Source organism: Pseudomonas lactucae, assembly GCF_036688725.1.
Classification (GTDB): Bacteria; Pseudomonadota; Gammaproteobacteria; order Pseudomonadales; family Pseudomonadaceae; genus Aquipseudomonas; species Aquipseudomonas lactucae.
The window spans coordinates 127,323-149,507 of the sequence record NZ_JAQQPT010000014.1 but is presented as its reverse complement, the minus strand read 5'-3'; the positions used below and the strand labels follow the sequence as shown (position 1 = coordinate 149,507).

17 protein-coding genes and 1 other RNA gene are annotated in these 22,185 nt (G+C 61.1%); 8 read left to right on the top strand and 10 right to left on the bottom strand.

Annotation, left to right across the window (positions count from 1 at the left end):
* Positions 1-5 precede the first annotated feature (5 nt).
* Positions 6-377 (top strand): VOC family protein, encoded by a 372-nt coding sequence (locus V6M90_RS17660; RefSeq protein ID WP_141063535.1) that lies wholly within the window; start codon positions 6-8, stop codon positions 375-377.
* Here V6M90_RS17660 and V6M90_RS17655 read toward each other — a convergent pair.
* The gene (locus tag V6M90_RS17655) at positions 291-1,250 is read right to left on the bottom strand and encodes a DMT family transporter (RefSeq protein WP_332846858.1); all 960 of its coding nucleotides are present in this window, start codon (positions 1,248-1,250) and stop codon (positions 291-293) included. The two genes, V6M90_RS17660 and V6M90_RS17655, sit on opposite strands and share 87 nt — an antisense overlap.
* Before the next feature lie 101 nt (positions 1,251-1,351).
* On the opposite strand from V6M90_RS17655, the gene V6M90_RS17650 reads away from it, so the two are divergent.
* Together V6M90_RS17650 and V6M90_RS17645 are read left to right on the top strand one after the other, a co-directional pair.
* The gene (locus V6M90_RS17650) at positions 1,352-2,215 is read left to right on the top strand and encodes a LysR family transcriptional regulator (protein ID WP_003175485.1); all 864 of its coding nucleotides are present in this window, start codon (positions 1,352-1,354) and stop codon (positions 2,213-2,215) included.
* Positions 2,216-2,276: 61 nt separating this feature from the next.
* Positions 2,277-3,182: a DUF2167 domain-containing protein gene (locus tag V6M90_RS17645; RefSeq protein ID WP_003175486.1), complete on the top strand. Its 906-nt coding sequence runs from the start codon at positions 2,277-2,279 to the stop codon at positions 3,180-3,182.
* A gap of 56 nt (positions 3,183-3,238) precedes the next feature.
* Here V6M90_RS17645 and V6M90_RS17640 read toward each other — a convergent pair whose 3' ends face one another.
* From V6M90_RS17640 to V6M90_RS17630, 3 genes are all read right to left on the bottom strand, one after another.
* Complete coding sequence (locus V6M90_RS17640; RefSeq protein ID WP_332846857.1) at positions 3,239-3,856, bottom strand: hypothetical protein; 618 nt, start codon at positions 3,854-3,856, stop codon at positions 3,239-3,241.
* Positions 3,857-3,945: 89 nt separating this feature from the next.
* Positions 3,946-4,536 carry a hypothetical protein gene (locus tag V6M90_RS17635; RefSeq protein ID WP_078825696.1) on the bottom strand — a complete coding sequence of 197 codons (591 nt, stop codon included), beginning with the start codon at positions 4,534-4,536 and terminating at the stop codon, positions 3,946-3,948.
* Position 4,537: 1 nt separating this feature from the next.
* Positions 4,538-5,584, bottom strand: coding sequence for an N-acetylmuramidase family protein (locus V6M90_RS17630; protein ID WP_003175488.1), 1,047 nt, complete (start codon positions 5,582-5,584; stop codon positions 4,538-4,540).
* A 260-nt stretch (positions 5,585-5,844) separates the two neighbouring features.
* Between V6M90_RS17630 and V6M90_RS17625 the strand changes: the two genes are divergently transcribed.
* The gene (locus V6M90_RS17625) at positions 5,845-6,408 is read left to right on the top strand and encodes a hypothetical protein (protein WP_003175489.1); all 564 of its coding nucleotides are present in this window, start codon (positions 5,845-5,847) and stop codon (positions 6,406-6,408) included.
* Between the two features lie 108 nt (positions 6,409-6,516).
* On the opposite strand, the gene ffs is transcribed toward V6M90_RS17625, so the two are convergent.
* The 6 genes from ffs to V6M90_RS17595 all read right to left on the bottom strand — a co-directional run bounded on the left by ffs (position 6,517) and on the right by V6M90_RS17595 (position 15,775).
* Positions 6,517-6,613, bottom strand: an RNA gene (ffs, locus tag V6M90_RS17620) — signal recognition particle sRNA small type.
* Between the two features lie 149 nt (positions 6,614-6,762).
* Complete coding sequence (locus V6M90_RS17615) at positions 6,763-7,926, bottom strand: zinc-binding metallopeptidase family protein (RefSeq protein ID WP_003175490.1); 1,164 nt, start codon at positions 7,924-7,926, stop codon at positions 6,763-6,765.
* A gap of 113 nt (positions 7,927-8,039) precedes the next feature.
* Positions 8,040-10,409, bottom strand: a complete 2,370-nt coding sequence (gene ligA / locus V6M90_RS17610; RefSeq protein WP_332846856.1) for an NAD-dependent DNA ligase LigA — start codon at positions 10,407-10,409, stop codon at positions 8,040-8,042.
* Between the two features lie 86 nt (positions 10,410-10,495).
* The gene (gene zipA, locus V6M90_RS17605) at positions 10,496-11,365 is read right to left on the bottom strand and encodes a cell division protein ZipA (protein WP_042945128.1); all 870 of its coding nucleotides are present in this window, start codon (positions 11,363-11,365) and stop codon (positions 10,496-10,498) included.
* Positions 11,366-11,624: 259 nt separating this feature from the next.
* Complete coding sequence (smc, locus tag V6M90_RS17600; RefSeq protein WP_305427648.1) at positions 11,625-15,113, bottom strand: chromosome segregation protein SMC; 3,489 nt, start codon at positions 15,111-15,113, stop codon at positions 11,625-11,627.
* A gap of 2 nt (positions 15,114-15,115) precedes the next feature.
* Positions 15,116-15,775 carry a GntR family transcriptional regulator gene (locus V6M90_RS17595; RefSeq protein WP_003175494.1) on the bottom strand — a complete coding sequence of 220 codons (660 nt, stop codon included), beginning with the start codon at positions 15,773-15,775 and terminating at the stop codon, positions 15,116-15,118.
* A gap of 280 nt (positions 15,776-16,055) precedes the next feature.
* Here V6M90_RS17595 and xdhA point away from each other — a divergent pair, with 280 nt between their 5' ends.
* The 4 genes from xdhA (at position 16,056) to guaD (ending at position 22,169) form a co-directional block, all read left to right on the top strand.
* Entirely contained in the window at positions 16,056-17,504 is a 1,449-nt protein-coding gene (xdhA, locus tag V6M90_RS17590; protein ID WP_141063529.1) for a xanthine dehydrogenase small subunit, read from the top strand.
* The gene (gene xdhB / locus V6M90_RS17585) at positions 17,497-19,896 is read left to right on the top strand and encodes a xanthine dehydrogenase molybdopterin binding subunit (protein ID WP_332846855.1); all 2,400 of its coding nucleotides are present in this window, start codon (positions 17,497-17,499) and stop codon (positions 19,894-19,896) included. The genes xdhA and xdhB overlap by 8 nt, the downstream gene beginning before the upstream one ends.
* 118 nt (positions 19,897-20,014) lie before the next feature.
* Positions 20,015-20,857: a xanthine dehydrogenase accessory protein XdhC gene (xdhC, locus tag V6M90_RS17580; protein WP_003175497.1), complete on the top strand. Its 843-nt coding sequence runs from the start codon at positions 20,015-20,017 to the stop codon at positions 20,855-20,857.
* Between the two features lie 7 nt (positions 20,858-20,864).
* A complete protein-coding gene (gene guaD / locus V6M90_RS17575) occupies positions 20,865-22,169 on the top strand; it encodes a guanine deaminase (RefSeq protein ID WP_003175498.1) in 1,305 nt (434 codons plus the stop codon).
* The last annotated feature ends 16 nt before the right edge of the window (positions 22,170-22,185 follow it).

Genomic DNA, 22,185 nt, shown 5'->3' with positions numbered 1-22,185 from the left:
CCTGCATGAACACCGTCGCCCATTACTTCCTGCTGTATGTCGACAGCCCGGCCACCAGTGCCAACTTCTATAGCCGCCTGCTGGACAAGCCACCCGTGGAGCTCAATCCGACCTTTGCCCTGTTCATACTCGACAACGGCGTGAAGCTGGGCCTGTGGTCGCGCCACACCGTGCAGCCGGCCGCCGAGGCCACCGGCGGTGGGGGCGAAGTGGGCTTTGCCCTGGCTGACGCCGCCGCCGTGCGGACACTGCACGATCAATGGGTTGAGCGCGGCGCGCCGATCCTGCAGTCACCGACCGCTGTGGACTTTGGCTACACTTTCGTCGCCCAGGACCCCGACGGTCACCGCTTGCGTGCGTTCAGCCTGAACGACTGAGCGCCAGCGCCGCTCCAGGCTGATGGCCGCCACGCTGGCCAGCACAATCACCCCGCCGAGCACCACCTGCAGGGCAATGTGCTCTCCCAGCAATGTCGCGGCTATCACCATTGCCACTGGCGGGATCAGGTACATCGCCACTGTCGCGCGACTGACCTCGACATGCTTGAGCACATAGCCCCAGGCCAGGTACGCCAAGGCGCTCGGGAAAATCCCCAGCGCCAGCACCGCCAGGTTATCCGCCAACGGCGCCTGTGCCACAGCGGCAGGCAGGCCCGGCAGGTTGACGCCAAGCATCAGGGTGCCCGACCACACCATGTAGCACGCCATCGTCAGTGGGCTGTAGCGATGGGCGTAGTGCTTCTGGACGGCGAAATACACGCTCCACGAAAACGCCGCCAGCAGGATCAGCAAGCCATGCGGGTCGATATCGCCCACGCCCTGGTCGCCCCACATCACCACCAGCACCCCCAGCAACCCCACCAGCACGCAACTCCAGCGCCAGGCGCTGACGCGTTCCTTCAAGCAGAAAGACGCGATCAGCACACTGAACAGCGGCGCCGACTGCGCCAATACGCTGGACGCCGCCGCCGTTACCCATTGCTGCCCGGCATTGAGGCTCATGTGGTGCAGAAACACGCCGAAAAAACCCAGCACCAATAACCACGGCACATCCCGCAGACACGGACGACCGATGCCCATCACCAGTGCCACCCCGCCCATGAATACCGAGGCGATCAGGAACCGCAGCAACGCCAGTTGGCCGGGGTTGTAGCTGTGCAGGCCCATGTGCACGCCAGTCGGCGAAAAGGCCCAGCAGAGGATCACGCTGGCGATGACTAGCGTAAGCTTCACGGGTGACGGGGTGTTCATCGATGGTGTCCGAAACTGACAAGGAATGCCGTCAGTCTTGGCCCCGGCAGGCAGTAGGACAATTAAGTGTTTCTGACTTCTGAAATCAGCGGAACTGAGCAATGGAACTGGCCCAACTGAAAATGGTGCGAGCCGTGGCGCAAACCGGCAGCGTGGCCCAGGCCGCCCTGCAACTGCACTGCGTACCGTCCAACATCACCACGCGCATCAAGCAGCTGGAAAGCGAGCTGGGCACGCCGCTGTTCATTCGCGCCGGTCGCGGGCTGGCGATCAGCGCGGCCGGAGAGATCTTCCTGGAGTACTGCGAGCGCATCCTCGCGCTGGTGGACGAATCCAAGCGCGCGGTGGACGCCACCGCCATTCCCCGTGGGACCTTGCGCATCGGCGCGGTGGAGTCCAGCGCCAGCGGCCGCCTGCCGCCGCTGCTGGCGGAATATCACCGACGTTACCCCGACGTCAGCCTGGAGCTGGTGACTGGCGCCTGGGCCCAATTGCTCGACGACCTGCAGCATCATCGACTGGATGTCGCGCTGGTGGCCGCCAGCAACAAGCGCGTCAAGCTCGAACACAGTGTGGTCTACAGCGAACGCCTGGTGCTGATCGCCAGCGCCTCCAGCGCACCGATCCGCAGTGCCGAAGACCTCGCCGGCCGCACCCTGCTGGTGTGGCCGCCGGGCTGCCCTTACCGGGCGGCGCTGGAGAACTGGCTCAAGCCCCACGACTTCAAGCCGGCCATCGCCAGCTATGCCAGCTGGGGCACGATCATTGGTTGCGTGAGTGCAGGGATTGGCGTGGCGCTGGCGCCGGAAGGCATTCTGGCCCGCTATGAGCAGGCCGATCAGCTGGCGTCGTACCGGTTTGACGAATTGCAGGCCGTGGACAACCTGCTGTTCTGGCACAAGGACACCCAGCGCCACCTGGCGCGGGATGCATTTGCCGGGCTGTTGCGCGAGACGTTTGGCTAACCTGTAACGGATTATTTCAGTTATCCTCCCGCGAAATTAATTCAAAATGTAAGGGACTACCATGAATTACTTCCGCCTATTGCTGGCGGCAGCCGCGCTGAGCCTGACTGTCGCCCCCGCCTTTGCTGCTTCCGCCCCCGCTACGCCGGTTGAAGCCAGTGCGCCCGCCGAGACCGCCGAGCATTTTCTTGCGTCACTCAAGCAGCAGACCGGCACGGTCACCCTGCCCAGCGGCATTGCAACGCTCAAGCTCAACGATGAGTTCTACTACCTCAACCCCGCCGACACCGAACGCCTGCTCACCGATGGCTGGGGCAACCCGCCGGGCTTCAAGACCCTGGGTATGATCGTGCCCAAAGCGGTCAGCCCGTTGTCCGAGCGCGGCTGGGGCGTGATCGTCAGCTACAAGGCCGACGGGCATATTTCCGACGAAGACGCCGCGAAAATCGACTACGCCGACCTGCTCAAGCAAATGCAGGAAGAAGACGAAGCCGAAAACCAGGAACGCAAGAAACAAGGCTATGCCGGCCTGCACCTGCTGGGCTGGGCCGAACCGCCGCACTATGACGACACCTCCCACAAGATGTACTGGGCGCGCGAGCTCAAAGCCGACGACGCCGACCAGAACACGCTCAACTACAGCATCCGCGTACTGGGTCGTGAAGGCGTGCTGGAACTCAACGCCGTCGCGGCCATGGCCGATTTGCCGACCATCAAGCAGGAACTGCCCAAGGTCCTGGCCTTTACCAACTTCACCGACGGCAACCTCTACACCGACTTCAACCCGAAAACCGACAAGCTGGCCACTTATGGCCTGGCAGCCCTGGTAGCTGGCGGGATTGCCGCCAAAGCCGGGCTGTTCGCCAAGATCGGCATCTTCCTGCTGGCGGCGAAGAAGTTTCTGGTGATTGGCGTGGTCGCGCTGCTCGCTGGGGTGCGCAAGCTGTTCGGCCGTAACAAAGACTGAGTTCGCCTGTAAAAATGCCGCAAGATGCCTGACACTTTGCGGCATAAAGGCTTTGTTCAGTTCTGCGCCGCTGGCTGTGACTGCGTCGCACTCGGGCACGGGTTTACAATCGCAAACTCGTCGACAACAGCCCACCCCGGTTTATAGCCAGGCACGGTCACATAGCGCATGACCCGCTCACCAGTGAACTTCACAAATGAGCCTTCGACGCCGCTGAATACCTTCTGCCGATTACCCAGCAAGTAATCGAAAATCTTGAGTTTCATCGGTATGTTCACTCGACCACCCGGCGTGATGGGGGCCAGCATGAAGGCATCGTCTTTAGTGAACACGTAGAAGATTTCAGGCTTGTCGCGGCCCTCCGTCACTTTTGCGCACGTCACCTCATCGACCCGCAACGTTCTGACCGGAATGTAGGACTTATTCTGGTAGAGGCTGAGAATAAATCCTTTTTTGGTCAGGACACCCAAGCCCTGCGTGGCATGACAGATCTCTGCAACCCCATAGGTGTAAGGGCACCAGTTGGTTTCGGTAATCCCGATTACATCGGCCGGCGCAACGCCCAGGTCATGTTCAATCTTGGCCCGTGCTTCGGGGCTTTCATAAGGAATCATCACGCAACCGGGCAAACCAAGCGCCAGCGCGGATAACAAAAAGATTGAATAAATACGCATGAAGGACATCCGTGTCTGCGGGGGGCACACGCCACCCGACGCGGCCGTTGATAACACGGCCGACATTGAGTAGATACAAGGACTGCGGATCAGCTTTTCGGCGCAGCCAAGCGGCTGTATTGATCCTGACTGATCCAGCCAGTGAACGAACGGTCATCGGCGTTGATGAATTCCACCTGCGCCCAGCCATCCTTGAACGCCAACACACCCACCACGTCATTTTTGACGATGTACGGTCGTTTCGCGACCTTGGCGCCTGGGGTCTTCTGCAGGTACGCCTTGTCGGCCGACACGGTGACCAGGCCGATCCACTGTTTGTTGGCGGTCTGGGTCAGGTCCAGGCCGGTGGCAATCTCCGGCATCAGGACGTTGAGGCAACCGGGATGCTGACGCCCTTCCTGCACGGTCAGGGTCACGCCATCCGACGCAGGCGCCACGCTGCCGGGGTAGGTGCTGTCGAGCCAAGTGGTGAGCGCGCCAGGCTTGCCTTGCAGGTAGAACGTGCAACCGCGGCTGACGCCCTCGCCCATTGATTCCGAATAGAACCCTTCGACCTGATGGTCCGGCGTCACCGCCAGCATCAGCCCTTCATACTTGCCCGAATGCAACGCCGCCGAACCGGCCATGGCCGGTGCCACGGCGCACAACGACAACGCACCTATCGCTAGAAAACGGATCATCCTATTTTTTCCCTTCAAGTTTTTCGTAGGCTTTCTTCATCAGGACGTCGTAGTTGCCGTAGTCCTCACCGTTATAGTTACGCGCCATGCCGGTAAAGTCCTTGGCCTTCATGGCCTTCATCAACGCCGGGCTCTTGCTGCAAAAGCCGAGGAATGCCTTTAGCTGGTTGCCGGCATTCACTTTCAGCGCCGCCGCAAATTCAAACACTGTTTTGTAACCGCACGATGAAAAGTTGAAGCCCATGATCTGGAACATGCCCCACGAAGCCGACATCAATGCCGCCTCCTGGTCCAGGGCAAACGCAGTCGCCATGGTTTCCCAGGCTTTGATCTGGTCCTTGTTATTGGTCTGCCACTGCGGCCCGGCCTTTTTCACGTACGGGTAAGACAACAGAGGGTGCGCCTGGTCGTAGATGTGCTTGGTGTACTTGCGAAACAAGTGCCCTTCAAACGCGATCACCGGCAACTTGGCCGGTCCGAAACCGGAGCGTCCGCCGGATTCCACGGTGGCGAAGGCCTTGATGATATTCACCGGGATACCGTTGCCCAGTTGCGTGGCGGCGTTCTGATAGTCGGTTTCGCTGAGGGTCATGCCCCCGTCGCACGTGGCCTGGAGCATCAGTTGCCGGTTACGCCGTTCGGCCTCGATCATCGCGCGCATACGGTCCAGGTACACATTGACCGTGGCCTGTACCGCATCGCCGTTGTTGTTGCCGAAGGCGTTGAGAAAGGTCGGGATGCGCTGGGTCGGGAAGGCCTTGACCGGCACTTTCACCGCTTCTTCGATCAGGCTGTTGAACGTGCGACCGGTGGGGTCGATCACACCATCGGGGTGCGCGTACTTCAGATGGCGGAACTGGTACTGACTGATGCACTGCACCAACTGACCATCACACTTGCCGTTTTCGGCCAGCGGAAAACCCATCTTGGGAATGATCAAATTGAACAGATACTGGATGCACTGAACATCGGCGGGCAAGTTACGGGCTTTACCCGGCGCGCCTACCGAAGCACTGATAAGACGGGGTAAACCTTGCAGGCTTTTCATCACAGACATCCTTGTTAGTTAAAGAAGTGATAGCACTTCAATATCAAATCGGCGCCCCTGTCATACGCTGAAACAAGTGGCTGGCGGAAACTAACAAGGTGGTTTCACGTTGTCCAGAAGCAGATATAAAACCTGTGAAAGAACCCTCACGGGTAGGTGTGCGAAAGGCAGATTTTTTGATTCAGGCGCAGTATTCAGTCACGCATTGGGCTACTGTCACTCGCGCAAAATGCCCTTTCGCCCCACTTTCAAGGAATGAAATGAAAGCCACACTGCTTGTTCTGTCTGTCTTGGCTCTACTCTGCGGCTGCACATCGCCAGCCCCTGTGCCCCCCGACCTGTCACGCCCTTCGATTGCCCAAACCCAATCGGTAGAGTTCGCCGGCAAGACGTTCGTTTTGAAATTCCACAAAGCGGGTCTCTGGGAGTTTTTCCCTGCGCGGGAAAGTATCGATGCCTGGAGTGAAATGGTGGACTTCACCGTCGTTGCTCCGGAATTTAACCGCTTCAAGCCGCTGGACCTGGCCAAGCGCGCCATCGCGCTGCACCAGCAGGAAAACCCGAACATGCCGGCGATCCTGCTGACGGACAATAAAACCGGAATCGATTATTCGATGATGTTTTTCCCCACGGCACTGCGTAAGGACGGACAGTTCTCTGAAATCAGTTATTTCAAGTACTACAAGGACACTGCCAGCGGCCAAACCATTATTTTTCACTACGCGCGCAATATTCCAAAACCGAGCAACCCGTCTGAAATCGCCATAGAGACAGGCCGCGAAATAGTGCCGGTGATAGAGGCCTTCCCGCTGTACCGCCCGTAATGCGGTTAAGCGCACAGCACACATCCATTCGCGGGCAGCGTTGCCAGCAAAGCGTGTATGAAATTTTGGCTTGGAGGGGGTGAATCAGGGAGAGCGTTATGGAGGCAACCCCACCAGCCACACCCCGGCACACAATGTTCCCGCTGTGGCTGCTGCCTTCCGGCTCTGACCAGGTTCACGGGTAATCGTTGCGGGGGGACCGATGGGGTCACCATAACGACGCTGGCCTCTCGGCAAGCCGCGCCATTGTACCGATCTGATCGGAAGTTACAACCGTTGGTGACGGATTAAAAATATGAAGGGGCTCAAGCACTTGCCACGGCCATCGGCTTCCCCTCCCACATTGGCGCATCACTAAGCCTGCAACACCTCATCTGCCCTTCCGCCCTCTTCCTGGATCACCAGGTGAATAAAGTGCAGCTTGGCGATCACCGCCGGTGGCAGCACGAAGGGATAGAAATCCGGCTGGCCCATGCTGCGCGACAGTTCGTTGAGCATGCCGGCCAGTTCGATCCAGGCGTTGACGAACGACAGGAACGCCGGGCCGCCTGGGTGCTCGGGGTCGTAGAGCGTGGTGAGAGGAAACGGCTGGTAATCCAGGTCCATCTCGCGGGCGCTCATGCCAAAGCCCAATGCGGTGTCGACGGCGTCCATCATGTGCAGGTAATGCGCCCAGGTTTCCGCCCAATCCTCCCAGGGGTGCATGGTGGCGTAGGCGCTGACGCAGGTGTGTTGCCAGTCCGGGCGCGGGCCGTTCTGGTAGTGCTGGTCGAGGGCGTCGGCGTAACTGGCGCGTTCGTCGCCGAATAACTGGCGAAAAGGCTCCAGCCAGTGGCTATTGGCGATCAAGCGGTCCCAGTAGTAATGGCCGACCTCATGGCGAAAATGGCCGAGCAAGGTGCGGTAAGGCTCGCGCATCTGCACGCGGATCTTTTCACGGTGGGCGTCGTCCGCTTCCTTGATGTCCAGAGTGATCAGGCCGTTGGCGTGGCCGGTCATGGGCGCGTTGCCCTCAAGGTCAACGCCGACGAAATCGAATGCCAGGCCAGTGTCTTCGTCAGCGCGCTTGGGCACCACTTGCAGGCCCAGGCTGATCAGTTGTGCCACCAGCCGGCGCTTGGCGGTTTCTACCTTGAGCCAGCGCTCGTGGTTTTCCGGCATCGAGAGATCGGGGATGGTGCGGTTGAGGCTGCAGGCCACGCACAGCGCTGCGGTGCTATGGGCGGGGATCAGCCAATTGCAGGCGGCTGGGGTGTCGAGATTGGCACAGCGACGGAAAGCGCCGGCGTCGAGGTTGTCATCTGGCAGCCAGGTACCTTCGACGGGGCCGGGTTGCAGCGAAGACAAACGACTTTGCTGCGGCTGGTAGCCCAACAGCGCCTGACAGGCCAGGCACTGGCTGTTGCGAAAGAACAGCGATTGCCCGCAACGGCAGTGCCAGACCTTGCTGTTACGCGAGGTGTCGGCCATGAACGGTGCGGCGATGCGCGAACTGAGTTGCTCGAAGTAGCGGAACATGGCGATCTCTCCCTGGGTGACTGAGACTAGATCATTTGGGGGTTGGGATCGTTCCACTTTCTTTGGGGGGCTGCTTTGCAGCCCGGCGCGGGGCAAGCCCGCTCACCACAAAATCAATCAATCGGGATGTTGTGCTTGGCCAGGAAGGCCACGAACGCCTCTTCATCCAGCACTTTCAGGCCTAGTTCGCTGGCCTTGGCCAGTTTTGAACCGGCACCCGGCCCGGCCACGACGCAATGGGTTTTCGCCGACACGGAGCCGGCCACCTTGGCGCCCAGGCTTTCGAGTTTTTCCTTGGCCACGTCGCGGCTCATCAGTTCCAGGGAACCGGTGAGTACCCAGGTGTGGCCGGCTTCCGGCAGGCCTTCGACGACTTTCTTCTCGCTCTGCCAGTGCATGCCGAAGTCCTTGAGCTGCTGCTCGATGGCCAGGGCGCGGTTGGCGTTGTCGGCATTGTCGAAAAAGTCGCGTACGGCCTTGGCCTGCTTCTCGGGCAGGGCCTGGCGCATGTCGAGCCAGTCGGCCTTGATCACGCCTTCGAGGCTGGTGAACTTGTCCGCGAGTTTCTGCGCGGCGCCCGGGCCCACGCTGGGTACGTGCAGTTTGTCGAGCAGACCGCCCAGGGTGGTGCTGGCGGCGAACTCGGCGCTCAGTTCGCCCTGGTCCTGCAATTGCAGGGCGCATTCGTCCGGCGACAGCAGCGCGCCGATCACCTGCTGGTTATGGCTGTCTTCAAAGAAACTGTGGATCTCGTGCGCCACTTCCAGGCCCACGTCAGGCAAGTACGTCAGCACTTCGGGCAAAGCCTTGCGCACCCGCTCCAGGGACGCCAGGGAGCGCGCCAGCACCTTGGCGGTTTCCTCGCCCACATCGGGGATGCCCAGGGCGTAGATAAAACGCGCCAGGGTCGGCGCCTTGCTGTGTTCGATAGCGGTGATCAGCTTTTTGCTGGAAATGTCGGCAAAGCCTTCCAGGTCGATGATCTGCTCGTATTTGAGTTTGTAGAGGTCAGCCGGCGAACCGATGAGCTTTTCATCCACCAGTTGCTCGATGGTCTTGTCGCCCAGGCCGTCGATGTCCATGGCCCGGCGCGAGACAAAATGAATGATCGCCTGCTTGAGCTGCGCGCCACAGGCCAGGCGCCCGACGCACCGGTACACCGCGCCTTCGCTGACGGTTTCCTTGCCTTTGCTGCGCTTGACCAGTTGTGTGCGCTCAACGTGAGAGCCGCACACCGGGCAGCTCTCGGGGATCTGCACGGCGCGGGCGTGTTCCGGGCGGCGCTCGGTGACCACCGACACGACTTGCGGGATCACATCGCCAGCACGACGGATGATCACGGTGTCGCCGATCATCAAGCCCAGGCGCGCGACTTCGTCCATGTTGTGCAAGGTGGCGTTGGACACCGTCACCCCGGCGACCTTGACCGGCTTCAAGCGCGCCACCGGGGTAACGGCGCCGGTGCGGCCGACCTGGAATTCCACGTCGAGCAGCTCGGTGAGTTCTTCCATGGCCGGGAATTTATGCGCGATGGCCCAACGCGGCTCACGCGCGCGGAAACCCAGTTCGCGCTGGGAAGCGATGCTGTTGACCTTGAACACCACACCGTCGATTTCATAGGGCAGGCTGTTACGCCGCGCGCCGATGTCGCGGTAGTAGTCCAGGCACTCCTGGATACCCTTGGCCAGCTTCAACTCGTGGCTGATGGGCATGCCCCACTGCTGCAACTGCTTGAGGTTGCCGATATGGGTGTCGCTGATATCGGCGGTCACCTGGCCGATGCCATAGCAGCAGAACTCCAGCGGGCGGCTGGCGGTGATCTTCGAGTCCAACTGGCGCAGGCTGCCGGCGGCGGCGTTGCGCGGGTTGGCGAAGGTCTTGCCGCCCACATCCAGTTGCGAGGCGTTAAGCCGCTCGAAACCGGCCTTGGACATGAACACTTCACCGCGTACTTCCAGGGTCGCCGGCCAACCGGTGCCGTGCAGCTTCAACGGGATATTGCGCACGGTGCGCACGTTGACGCTGATGTCTTCACCGGTGGTGCCGTCGCCACGGGTGGCGCCGCGCACCAGTTCGCCGTCCTGGTACAGCAGGCTGACCGCCAGGCCGTCCAGCTTGGGCTCGCAGCTGTATTCCACCGCCGCGCCACCACCAAACAGATCGCCCACCGGCAGGTCGAGGCCTTCGGTGACCCGGCGATCAAACTCCAACATGGTGGTTTCATCAAAGGCGTTGCCCAGGCTGAGCATCGGGATCTCATGCCGCACTTGGGTGAACGCCGACAACGCCGCACTGCCGACCCGCTGCGTCGGCGAATCACGCGTCACCAGCTCCGGATGCTCGGCCTCCAGGGCCTTGAGCTCGTGGAACAGGCGGTCGTACTCGGCGTCCGGAATGCTCGGCTCGTCGAGCACGTGGTAACGGTAGTTGTGCTGATCCAGTTCAGCGCGCAGTTCGAGGATGCGGGTGTGGGAGGCGGTCATGGGTGTTCTCTCATAAAGCAAAAGAGCAGCCGAAGCTGCTCAAATGTTGGTGCGCTTATTCTATCGACAACGCTCGAGGCCAAACCTCAGCGTTTCTGTGTCAGGGCGCGACGCTCGAATTCGACGATGCGCTGACGGTAGTGTTCGATGGTCTGGGCGGTAAGGACGCTGCGTTGGTCGTCCTTGAGTTCGCCGTTGAGTTCCTGGGACAGCTTGCGGGCAGCGGCCACCATCACATCGAACGCCTGTTTCGGGTGACGCGGGCCTGGCAGGCCGAGGAAGAAGCTCACCGCCGGGGTGCTGAACAGGTCGATATCGTCCAGGTCGAAGGTGCCCGGCTTGACCGCATTGGCCATGGAAAACAGCACTTCGCCATTACCGGCCATGCTTTCGTGACGGTGGAAGATATCCATCTCGCCGAAACGCAGGCCACTCTCGAGGATGTTCTGCAGCAGTGCAGGACCTTTGAAGCCGGCGGCGTCGCGGCAGATCACGCTGATCACCAGCACTTCTTCGGCGGCCGGCTGATCGTTGACCGATTGGCGCGACGCGCTGGCGGCCTTGCCGACATTTTCATCCGGGAAATCATCGTCGCGGCTGCTGAAGCTCGGGCCATCGTCGACGTCGAGGTTCAGGTCGCCCTGATGCGGCTCGGCCACGCCGGCGGCGGCGCGCTTGCCGCGCTTGGTGGACGGTTCACGGGCTTCACGCACCGGCGCGCTCATCGACGGCAAGTCGTGCTCGTCCAGCTGCGGCTCTTTATGGGTGTCCAGCACACGGGGCGGCCCCAGCAGCTCGGCGCTGCCGTCGTCGTCGGGCAAGTTGGACAGGTTGCGGTCCAGACGGAATTTGAGCTTGCCCTTGCCACCGCGCATGCGGCGCCAGCCATCAAAAAGAATACCGGCAATGACAATAATGCCGATGACGATCAGCCACTCGCGCAGACCGATTTCCATGTAATCCCGTGCCTCTATAAAAAAATGCTGAAAAATAAGGGGTTTAGCACCGTGCAAACCGCTTTAAAACGTGGCGCCAACTCTATGTTCTGACTGACGTTTTGCCCACGCACACGAAAAATTGACATTAAACTAGCACGACCAAAGATAACTTTACACCGTCTGTCAAAATGCCTTGAACAAATATGTCCATTTGCCACTTTCGCCAGACCGGTAAATCGTCCTACAGCATGCCAAGAAAATTCTCTCTCGGCGCGGGTCAGGACTCCACCATCGCCATCGCTTCTTCGACATCCACCGCCACCAAACGCGAACAGCCCGGTTCGTGCATCGTCACGCCCATCAGTTGATCAGCCATTTCCATGGCGATCTTGTTGTGTGTGATATAGATGAACTGCACGGTCTGGGACATCTCTTTGACCAGTCGCGCATAGCGTCCCACGTTCGCGTCATCCAGCGGGGCATCCACTTCGTCGAGCATGCAGAACGGCGCCGGGTTCAACTTGAAGATGGCAAATACCAGGGCCAATGCGGTCAGGGCTTTTTCGCCGCCGGACAACAAATGGATGGTGCTGTTCTTCTTGCCCGGAGGCCGCGCCATGATCGTCACCCCTGTATCGAGTAGATCTTCGCCCGTCAGTTCCAAGTAAGCGCTGCCACCGCCGAAAACTTTTGGAAATAACGCCTGTAAACCGCCATTAATCTGATCAAAGGTATCTTTGAAGCGGTTGCGGGTTTCCTTGTCGATCTTGCGGATCACGTTTTCGAGGGTGTCCAGGGCTTCGACCAGGTCGGCGTCCTGGGCATCCAGATACCGTTTACGTTCGGACTGCTGCTGGTATTCGTCGATGGCGGCGAGGTTGATCGCGCCCAGGCGTTGGATACGCGCGGCAATGCGCTCTAGTTCTTCTTCGGCGTCTTTCTCGTTGGCCTGGGCGGTCAGCGTGTTGAGCACGCCGTGCAGGTCGTAGCCGTCTTCGAGCAACTGGTCCTGCAGGGTTTTGCGGCGCACGGTCAGGGCCTGCCATTCCATGCGCTGTTGTTCGAGCTGGCCGCGAATCAACTGGGATTGCTGCTCGGCCTGGGTCCGACGTTTTTCCGCATCGCGCAGTTCGCGGTCGGCGTCTTCCAGGGCGATTTGCGCGGTCTTGAGTTCTTCGTCGACGGTCATGCGCTTGTCGAGCAATTCTTCGAGCTTGAGGCGCAGCTCTTCCAGCGGCGCTTCGCCCTCCTCCAGGTTGAGGCTCAGTTGCTCGCGCTTTTCGGTGAGGCGTTCGGACTGCATCTCCAGGCGTTCAAGGGCCTGGCGCGTAGAGTCGTGCTGGGCGCGCAGCGAGCCGAGGCGCACCGCCAATTGATGCGCGTGGTCCTTGTGTTGCCGCGCCTCCTGACGCACACGGTCGAGGCGTTCACGCAGGCTGTCGCGCTGGGCCAGCAGCAGTTCGCGCTGCTCGGTGTCCAGGGCCATGCTGTCGAGGGCTTCCTGCAAGTGCAGGCGCGCTTCGCCGATCTGTTCATGCTCCAGGGCACGTTGCTCGCCCATCTCGGCCGCTTCTTCGTCGAGACGCGTACGGCGCAGGGTCAGTTGCTCGGCCTTGGCCTTGCTGGCCGACAGTTGTGCTTTCAATTCGCCCTGCTGGCGCGCTTCGTCCTGCAACAGGCGGCGCAGGTGTTCGCGGCCGGTCTCTTGCTGGCGCTGGGTGGCGCGCAGGGTTTGCAGTTCGGTTTCCAGGCTGTGCAGGGTGGCTTCGCGCTCTTCACGTTCGGCGCTCAGGTTGACGATTTCCTGGCCACGGGCCAGCACACCGCTTTCTGCTTCACTGGCGCGACGCACACGCAGGAAGTGGCGGCCGACCCAGTAACCATCCCGGCTGATCAGGCTTTCACCGGCCGCCAGTTGGCCGCGCTGGGCCAGGGCCTGCTCAAGTGATTCGACCGGTTTGACCTGGCCCAGCCACGGCGACAGATCAATCGCCGCCTCGACCTTGTCCAGCAGGCTGCCCGGCACCCGCGCACCATCGGCGGCGGGGCTGAGCAAACGCAGATCACCCTGGGCAAACCCGGCGAGGTCAAAACCGCCAAAGTCGTCGACCAGTACAGCTTGCAGGTCGGCGCCGAGCACGGTTTCCACCGCCAGCTCCCAGCCGGCCTCGACCTTCAAACCTTCAGCCAGACGCGGGCGCTCGGCCAACTGTTGGTCGCGCAGCCATTCGGCGGTGCCGGTACCGGGGTCCAACGCAGCTTGCTGCAACGCTTCCAGGGAGGCCAAACGACCGTTGAGGCGCTGCAAATCGCCCTGGGCCTGCTGCTGCGCCTGGGTCGCCTGTTGCAATTGTTGACGCAGTTGCTCCAGGCGCTCCACTTGCTGTTCTTCGCTGGCTTCGAGTTCCTCGAGGGTCATTTCGCTTTCGGCGAGTTGCTCGCTCAGCTCCATGATCGCTGCGTCTTCCGGGTCGGCGGCGAGCAACACGCGCTCTTCCTGCAGCCGCCGCTGGCGCTCGGCCAGGCGCTCCATGCTGGTTTCCAGTTGCTGGATGCGCGACTGCTGCACTTCGGCCTGGCGACGCGGCTCGGCCGATTGCAGATTGAATGTGTCCCACTGCTCCTGCCAGCCATGCATGGTGGTTTCGGCTTCTTCCAGGGCAGCGGCGGCTTCTTCGGCGGCGGCGCTGGTGATTTCCTGTTCGGGGGTGAGCATGTCCAGCTCTTCGCCGAGGGTCAGCAGCAAGGTGCGGTCATGACCCAGGTGCGATTCAGTCTCCAGGCGCGCACGCTCGGCTTCCTTGAGATCGTCCTGCAACTGGCGCAAACGCTGCTGGCCGTGCTGGATGCTCTGCTCCACGCGGGCGATATCGCCGCCCACCGAATAGAAGCGGCCCTGCACCAGATTGAAGCGCTCGGACAGGTCATGGTGGCCGTCACGCAGGCGTTCGATGCTGGCGTCGGCATTGCGCTGCTCGGCCACCAGCGCTTCGAAGCTGATTTCCTGGGTGCCGATGATCGCTTCGCGCTGGCCCACTTGATCGTTCAAGGCCTGCCAGCGCAGGGCCGACAGCTGTGCCTTGAGCTGGCGCTCCTCGCCCTTGTATTCCTGGTACTTCTCGGCCGCCTGGGCCTGGCGGTGCAGGCGCTCCAACTGGCGCTCCAGCTCTTCGCGCAGGTCGGTCAGGCGGGCCAGGTTTTCGTGGGTGCGGCGGATGCGGTTTTCGGTCTCGCGGCGGCGTTCCTTGTACTTGGAAATGCCGGCCGCTTCTTCGATAAAGTTGCGCAGGTCTTCGGGCTTGGCTTCGATCAGCTTGGAGATCATGCCCTGCTCGATGATCGAGTAGCTGCGTGGCCCAAGACCCGTGCCAAGGAAGATATCGGTGATGTCGCGTCGCCGGCACTTGGTACCGTTGAGGAAGTAGCTGTTCTGGCTGTCGCGCGTGACTTTGCGGCGAATGGAAATCTCGGCGTAAGCCGCGTATTCGCCGATCAGGGTGCCGTCGGAGTTGTCGAACACCAGTTCGATGCTGGCCTGGCTTACCGGCTTGCGGCTGGTGGAGCCGTTGAAGATGACGTCGGTCATCGACTCGCCACGCAGGTTTTTCGCCGAGCTCTCGCCCATCACCCAACGTACGGCGTCGATGATGTTCGACTTGCCGCACCCATTGGGTCCGACCACCGCCGCCATGTTACTGGGGAAGTTCACCGTGGTCGGGTCGACGAAGGATTTGAACCCCGCCAACTTGATGCACTTGAGCCGCACGCTTAGGCGTCCGCCAGCGCTGCGATCACCAATGAACTGCTGCGCTGGCAATAAGCCGACAGCACCTGGCGGATCTGCGGCAGGTCACGGGCCAGCACGGCGGCGAGCAGTTGCTCGAACAGCGCCAGGTACTCGCTCATGGACGCCTTGCGCTGATCCAGCGCCAGGTAATAGGCGCGGTTCATCGCCGGTTGCAGGTTCTCGACGGTTTCCTGCAAATACGGGTTATTGGCGAAGGGGTACGCGGCGCGCATCACATTGAAGCATTCTTCGACAAAGGCGCGGATGTCCTGGCGCTCGAAATTGCTCACCAGCCGCTGCTGGATCTGCACGAACGGCGCCATGTCGGCCTGGGTCTGCCAACCCAGGGCAACCGCATTGCCGAGCAGGATGTACAGCTCACTCATCAGCGTGCACAGGCTCTGCACCTTATGCGCGGTGAGTTCGGTGACGTGGGCGCCACGGCGCGGCAGGATCGCGATGAGGTGGCGGCGTTCGAGGATCAGCAAGGCTTCGCGCACGGACCCACGACTGACATTGAGTGCCAACGTGACTTTCTGTTCCTGGATCCGTTCCCCAGGCTTGAGATCGCCGCGAATGATGCGTTCGGCGAGGTGGTGAGCGATTTGCTCGGCGAGACTGTCCGGCGCCTTGAACGTCATGTTTTACCTTCAAAATCTTCTATCGGTACAAGCGCGGCAGTGTAGCGCATTGGCCCGCTGATGGCGCTACGCCCACGGGGGCGAATTTGGCATGAAATAAGCAATGTTTCAGGCGTACAAGCCCGCAAAAACACCGGTTCCAGAAGACTGAACCATAATTGAACGTGTTGTGAGCGCATTTTCTTGACCTTTAAGTCAGAAAACAATTGACCGAAAAGTCAGACATGACTAGATTCGGCGCAAAGCGGTTAACAACAATAATGAGTCTGCGAGGCCTTCCGTGATCCAGTTTTTACTCAACCAGGAACTCCGTAGCGAGCACGCCCTGGACCCCAACCTGACCGTGCTCGACTATTTGCGTGAGCACCTGGGCAAATCCGGTACCAAGGAAGGCTGCGCCAGCGGCGATTGTGGTGCGTGCACCGTGGTGATCGGCGAGTTGCATACGGACGATCAAGGCGCCGAGCAGATTCGTTATCGCAGCCTCAATTCGTGCCTCACTTTTGTTTCGTCCCTGCACGGCAAGCAGCTGATCAGCGTCGAAGACCTCAAGCACCAGGGCCAACTGCACAGCGTGCAACAGGCCATGGTCGAGTGCCACGGCTCGCAATGCGGCTTTTGCACTCCGGGTTTTGTGATGTCGTTGTTTGCCCTGCAAAAGAACAGTGACGCCCCCGACAGCGCCAAAGCCCATGAAGCCCTGGCTGGCAACTTGTGCCGCTGCACCGGTTACCGCCCGATCCTCGCCGCCGCCGAACAGGCCTGCTGCAACAAGCCGCAGGATCAATTCGACAACCGCCGGGCCGAGACCATTGCCCGCCTTAAAGCCATCGCCCCCACACAAACCGGCGAACTCAACAGTGGCGACAAGCGTTGCCTGGTGCCGCTCACCGTGGCCGACCTGGCCGATCTCTATGACGCCTACCCACAAGCGCGGCTGCTGGCCGGCGGTACCGACCTGGCGCTGGAAGTCACGCAGTTCCACCGCACGCTGCCGGTGATGATCTACGTGGGCAATATTGAAGAGATGAAGCGCGTCGAAACCTTCGACGACCGCCTGGAAATCGGCGCCGCCACCGCCCTGTCCGATTGCTACGCGGCGCTCAACCGCGAATACCCGGACTTCGGCGAACTGCTGCAGCGTTTTGCGTCCCTGCAAATCCGCAACCAGGGCACCCTGGGCGGCAATATCGGCAACGCCTCGCCGATTGGCGATTCACCGCCGCTGCTGATCGCCCTGGGCGCACGGATCGTGCTGTGCAAGGGCGAGACCCGCCGCACGCTGGCGCTGGAAGACTACTTCATCGACTACCGCGTCACCGCCCGCCAGGACAGTGAATTCATCGAGAAAATCATCGTGCCCAAGGGCCATTCACTGTTCCGTGCCTACAAGGTGTCCAAGCGCCTGGACGATGATATTTCGGCGGTGTGCGCGGCCTTCAACCTCAAGCTCGACAACGGCGTGATCAGCGATGCCCGCGTGGCGTTCGGCGGCATGGCGGCCACGCCAAAACGCGCCAAACACTGCGAAAGCGTACTGATTGGCGCCACCTGGAACGCCGCCACCGTGGAAAAAGCCTGCGCCGCCCTGGCCGAGGATTTCACCCCGCTGTCGGACTTCCGCGCCAGCAAGGAATACCGCCTGCTCAGCGCTCAGAACCTGTTGCGCAAGTACTTCATCGAACTGCAAACGCCGCACATCGAGACTCGGGTGACCGCTTATGTCTAATCATCACGCCGTGGAAAAAACCCAGGCCGAACTCGCCCAATTGTTCGCCCAGGACCTGACCACCGGGGTCGGTCGCAGCGTCAGGCACGACAGCGCCGCCAAGCACGTCAGCGGCGAGGCGCAGTACATCGACGACCGCCTGGAATTTCCCAACCAGTTGCACCTGTATGCGCGCCTGTCCGACCGCGCCCATGCACGCATCATCAGCATCGACACCGCGCCGTGCTACGCCTTCGACGGCGTGCGTATCGTCATTACCCACGAAGATGTACCGGGGCTCAAAGACATCGGCCCACTGCTGCCCGGCGACCCGCTGCTGGCCATCGACACCGTGCAGTTCGTCGGCCAGGTGGTGCTGGCCGTGGCCGCCCGCGACCTGGACACCGCACGCAAGGCCGCCATGGCTGCGGTGATCGAATACGAAGACCTGGAACCTGTGCTGGATGTGGTCGAGGCCTACCGCAACAAACACTTCGTGCTCGACAGCCACACCCACCAGCGCGGGGATTCGGCCGGCGCACTGGCAGCGGCGAAAAACCGTATCCAGGGCACGCTGCACATCGGCGGCCAGGAACACTTCTACCTGGAAACCCAGATCTCCTCGGTGATGCCTACCGAAGACGGCGGCATGATCGTCTACTGCTCCACGCAGAACCCCACCGAGGTGCAGAAACTGGTGGCCGAGGTGCTGGACGTGTCGATGAACAAGATCGTCGTCGACATGCGCCGCATGGGCGGTGGTTTTGGCGGCAAGGAAACCCAGGCCGCCAGCCCCGCGTGCCTGTGTGCGGTGGTCGCGCGCCTCACCGGCCAGCCGACCAAGATGCGCCTGCCGCGTGCGGAAGACATGTTGATGACCGGCAAGCGCCATCCGTTCTACATTGAATACGACGTAGGTTTTGACGACAGCGGGCGCCTGCAGGGCATCAACCTGGAACTGGCGGGCAACTGCGGTTGCTCGCCGGACCTGTCCAACTCGATTGTCGACCGTGCGATGTTCCACGCCGATAACGCGTATTACCTGGGCGACGCCACGGTCAATGGCCACCGCTGCAAGACCAACACCGCGTCGAACACCGCCTACCGTGGTTTCGGCGGCCCGCAAGGCATGGTCGCCATCGAGGAAGTGATGGACGCCATCGCCCGCCACCTGGCGCTGGACCCACTGGCGGTGCGCAAGGCCAACTACTACGGCAAGACCGACCGCAACGTCACCCACTATTACCAGACTGTCGAGCACAACATGCTCGAAGAAATGACCGCCGAGCTTGAGGCCAGCAGCCAATACGCCGAGCGCCGCGAAGCGATTCGCCGGTACAACGCCCACAGCCCGATCCTGAAGAAAGGCCTGGCACTGACCCCGGTAAAATTCGGTATTTCGTTCACCGCCAGCTTTCTCAACCAGGCCGGTGCGCTTATCCATATCTACACCGACGGCAGCATCCACCTTAACCACGGCGGTACCGAAATGGGCCAGGGCCTGAACACCAAGGTCGCCCAGGTAGTGGCCGAAGTGTTTCAGGTCGACATCGACCGGGTGCAGATCACCGCCACCAACACCGACAAGGTACCCAACACCTCGCCGACCGCTGCCTCCAGCGGCGCCGACCTGAACGGCAAGGCCGCCCAGAACGCCGCCGAAACCATCAAACAGCGCCTGGTGGAATTTGCCGCCCGCAAGTACGACGTCAGCGAAGCGGATGTGCAATTCCATAACGGCCACGTGCGTGTGCGCGAGCAGATCCTGACCTTTGAGGCACTGATCCAGCAGGCGTATTTCGCCCAAGTCTCCCTGTCGAGCACGGGTTTCTACAAGACCCCGAAAATCTTCTACGACCGCAGCCAGTCACGCGGGCGACCGTTCTATTACTACGCCTTTGGCGCGGCCTGCTGCGAAGTGCTCGTCGACACCCTGACCGGCGAATACAAGATGCTGCGTACCGACATCCTCCACGATGTCGGCGCCTCGCTGAACCCGGCCATCGACATCGGTCAGGTGGAGGGCGGTTTCATCCAGGGCATGGGTTGGCTGACCATGGAAGAGCTGGTGTGGAACAACAAGGGCAAGCTGATGACCTGCGGCCCGGCCAGCTACAAGATCCCGGCCGTGGCGGACATGCCCTTGGACCTGCGCGTGAAGCTGGTGGAAAACCGCAAGAACCCGGAAGACACGGTGTTCCATTCCAAGGCCGTGGGCGAACCACCGTTCATGCTCGGGATTGCTTCGTGGTGCGCGATCAAGGATGCCGTGGCGAGCCTGGGAAATTATCGTCATCAGCCGCAGATCGATGCGCCGGCGACACCGGAGCGGGTGTTGTGGGGGTGTGAGCAGATGCGGCAGTTGCAGGCGGTTGTGCCTGTTGAAACCGAAACCGAGATGGCTTCGCTCTAGGACCGAGGCGCGGCCATCGGAGGCAAGCCTGCTCCCACATTTTGATCTGTGAATACCAGCAAATGTGGGAGGGAACCTGCTCCCGATAGCGGCCTGACAGACACCACAAGAGGTGACTATGAACAACTGGATCAGCGCCCTCGCCGACCTGCAAAACCAAGGCGAACCCTGCGTACTGGTGACCATCGTCGAAGAACTCGGCTCCACCCCACGCAACGCCGGTTCCAAAATGGTGATCAGCGCCGCCCAGACCTTCGACACCATCGGTGGCGGGCATCTGGAATACAAAGCCATGCAAATCGCCCGAGACATGCTCGCGCGCGGCCAACAGAACACTCACCTGGAGCGTTTCAGCCTGGGGGCGAGCCTGGGCCAGTGTTGCGGCGGCGTGACGGTGCTGCTGTTCGAACCCATGGGTCAGGTGCAGGCGCAGATTGCGGTGTTCGGCGCCGGCCATGTCGGCCGCGCACTGGTGCCGCTGCTGGCAAGCCTGCCATGCCGGGTGCGCTGGATCGATTCGCGTGAGCAGGAGTTTCCGGAGCATATCCCTCAGGGCGTACGTAAAATCGTCAGTGAAGAGCCGGTCGATGAAATCGCCGACCTGCCGGCGGGCAGTTACTGCATTGTCATGACCCACAATCACGCGCTGGACCTGGAACTCACCGCCGCCCTGCTCAAGCGCAATGACTTCGCCTACTTCGGCCTGATCGGTTCGAAGACCAAACGCGTCAAGTTCGAACACCGCCTGCGTGACCGCGGCTTCGACGCCGCGCAACTGCAACGCATGCGCTGCCCCATGGGCCTCGCCGAGGTGAAGGGCAAATTGCCGGTGGAGATCGCCATCTCCATCGCCGGGGAAATCATCGCCACCTATAACGCCCATTTCGGCCAGCACACTGCAGGCGCCGAACCTATTGCCAAACTGCTGCCGGTGTCACGCCGCAGCCACGCCACGCATTGAGATGACCATGCCTTTGACTCGTAAAGCCTACCGCGCCGCCATCCTGCACAGCCTCGCCGACCCCGCCGAAGTGGGCATTGAGGCGTCCTATGAATACTTCGAAGACGGCCTGCTGGTGATCGACAACGGCCAGATCAGCGCCTTGGGTCACGCCAGTGAGCTGCTGCCGACCCTGCCGGCCGATATCGACATTACCCATTACCAGGACGCGCTGATCACCCCTGGCCTGATCGACACGCATATCCACCTGCCGCAAACCGGCATGGTCGGTGCCTATGGCGAGCAGTTGCTGGATTGGCTCAATACCTACACGTTTCCGTGTGAAAGCCAGTTCGCCGACAAGGCCCATGCCGAAGAAGTGGCGGACATCTTTATCAAGGAACTGCTGCGCAACGGCACCACCACCGCGCTGGTATTCGGCAGCGTGCACCCGCAGTCGGTGAATTCGTTTTTTGAAGCAGCCGAGAAACTCGACCTGCGCATGATCGCCGGCAAGGTGATGATGGACCGCAACGCACCGGACTATCTCACCGACACCGCCGAATCCGGCTACCAGGAAAGCAAGGCACTGATCGAGCGCTGGCATGGCAAGGGCCGTCTGCACTATGCGGTCACGCCGCGTTTCGCGCCGACCAGCACACCGGAGCAATTGACGCTGGCCGGGCAACTGCTGGGGGAGTACCCGGACCTGTACATGCAGACCCACATCAGTGAGAACAAGCAGGAAGTCGAATGGGTGAAAGCGCTGTTCCCCGAGCGCAACGGCTACCTGGATGTGTATGACCACTACAAACTGCTCGGTGAGCGTTCGGTGCTCGCTCACGGTGTACATCTGTGCGATGACGAATGCGCGCGGCTGGCGGAGACCGGTTCGGCGATCGCCTTTTGCCCGACGTCGAACTTCTTCCTCGGCAGTGGCCTGTTCAACCTGCCGATGGCGGAGAAACACAAATTGAACGTAGGTCTGGGCACGGATGTGGGCGGTGGTACCAGTTTCTCCCTGCTGCAAACCCTGAACGAAGCCTACAAGGTCATGCAGTTGCAGGGCGCGCGGTTGAGCCCGTTCAAGTCGCTGTACCTGGCGACGCTGGGTGGCGCGCGGGCGCTGCGTTTGGAAGACAAGATCGGTACGTTGCAACCGGGTACCGATGCAGACTTTCTGGTGCTGGACTACAACGCCACGCCGCTGCTGAGCTATCGCTTGAAGCAGGCCAATAACATTGCCGAGACGTTGTTCGTGCTGATGACGCTGGGGGATGATCGGGCGGTGTTGCAGACGTATGCGGCGGGGCAACTCGTGCACCAACGCTGATCTCAACCGCCCCTCC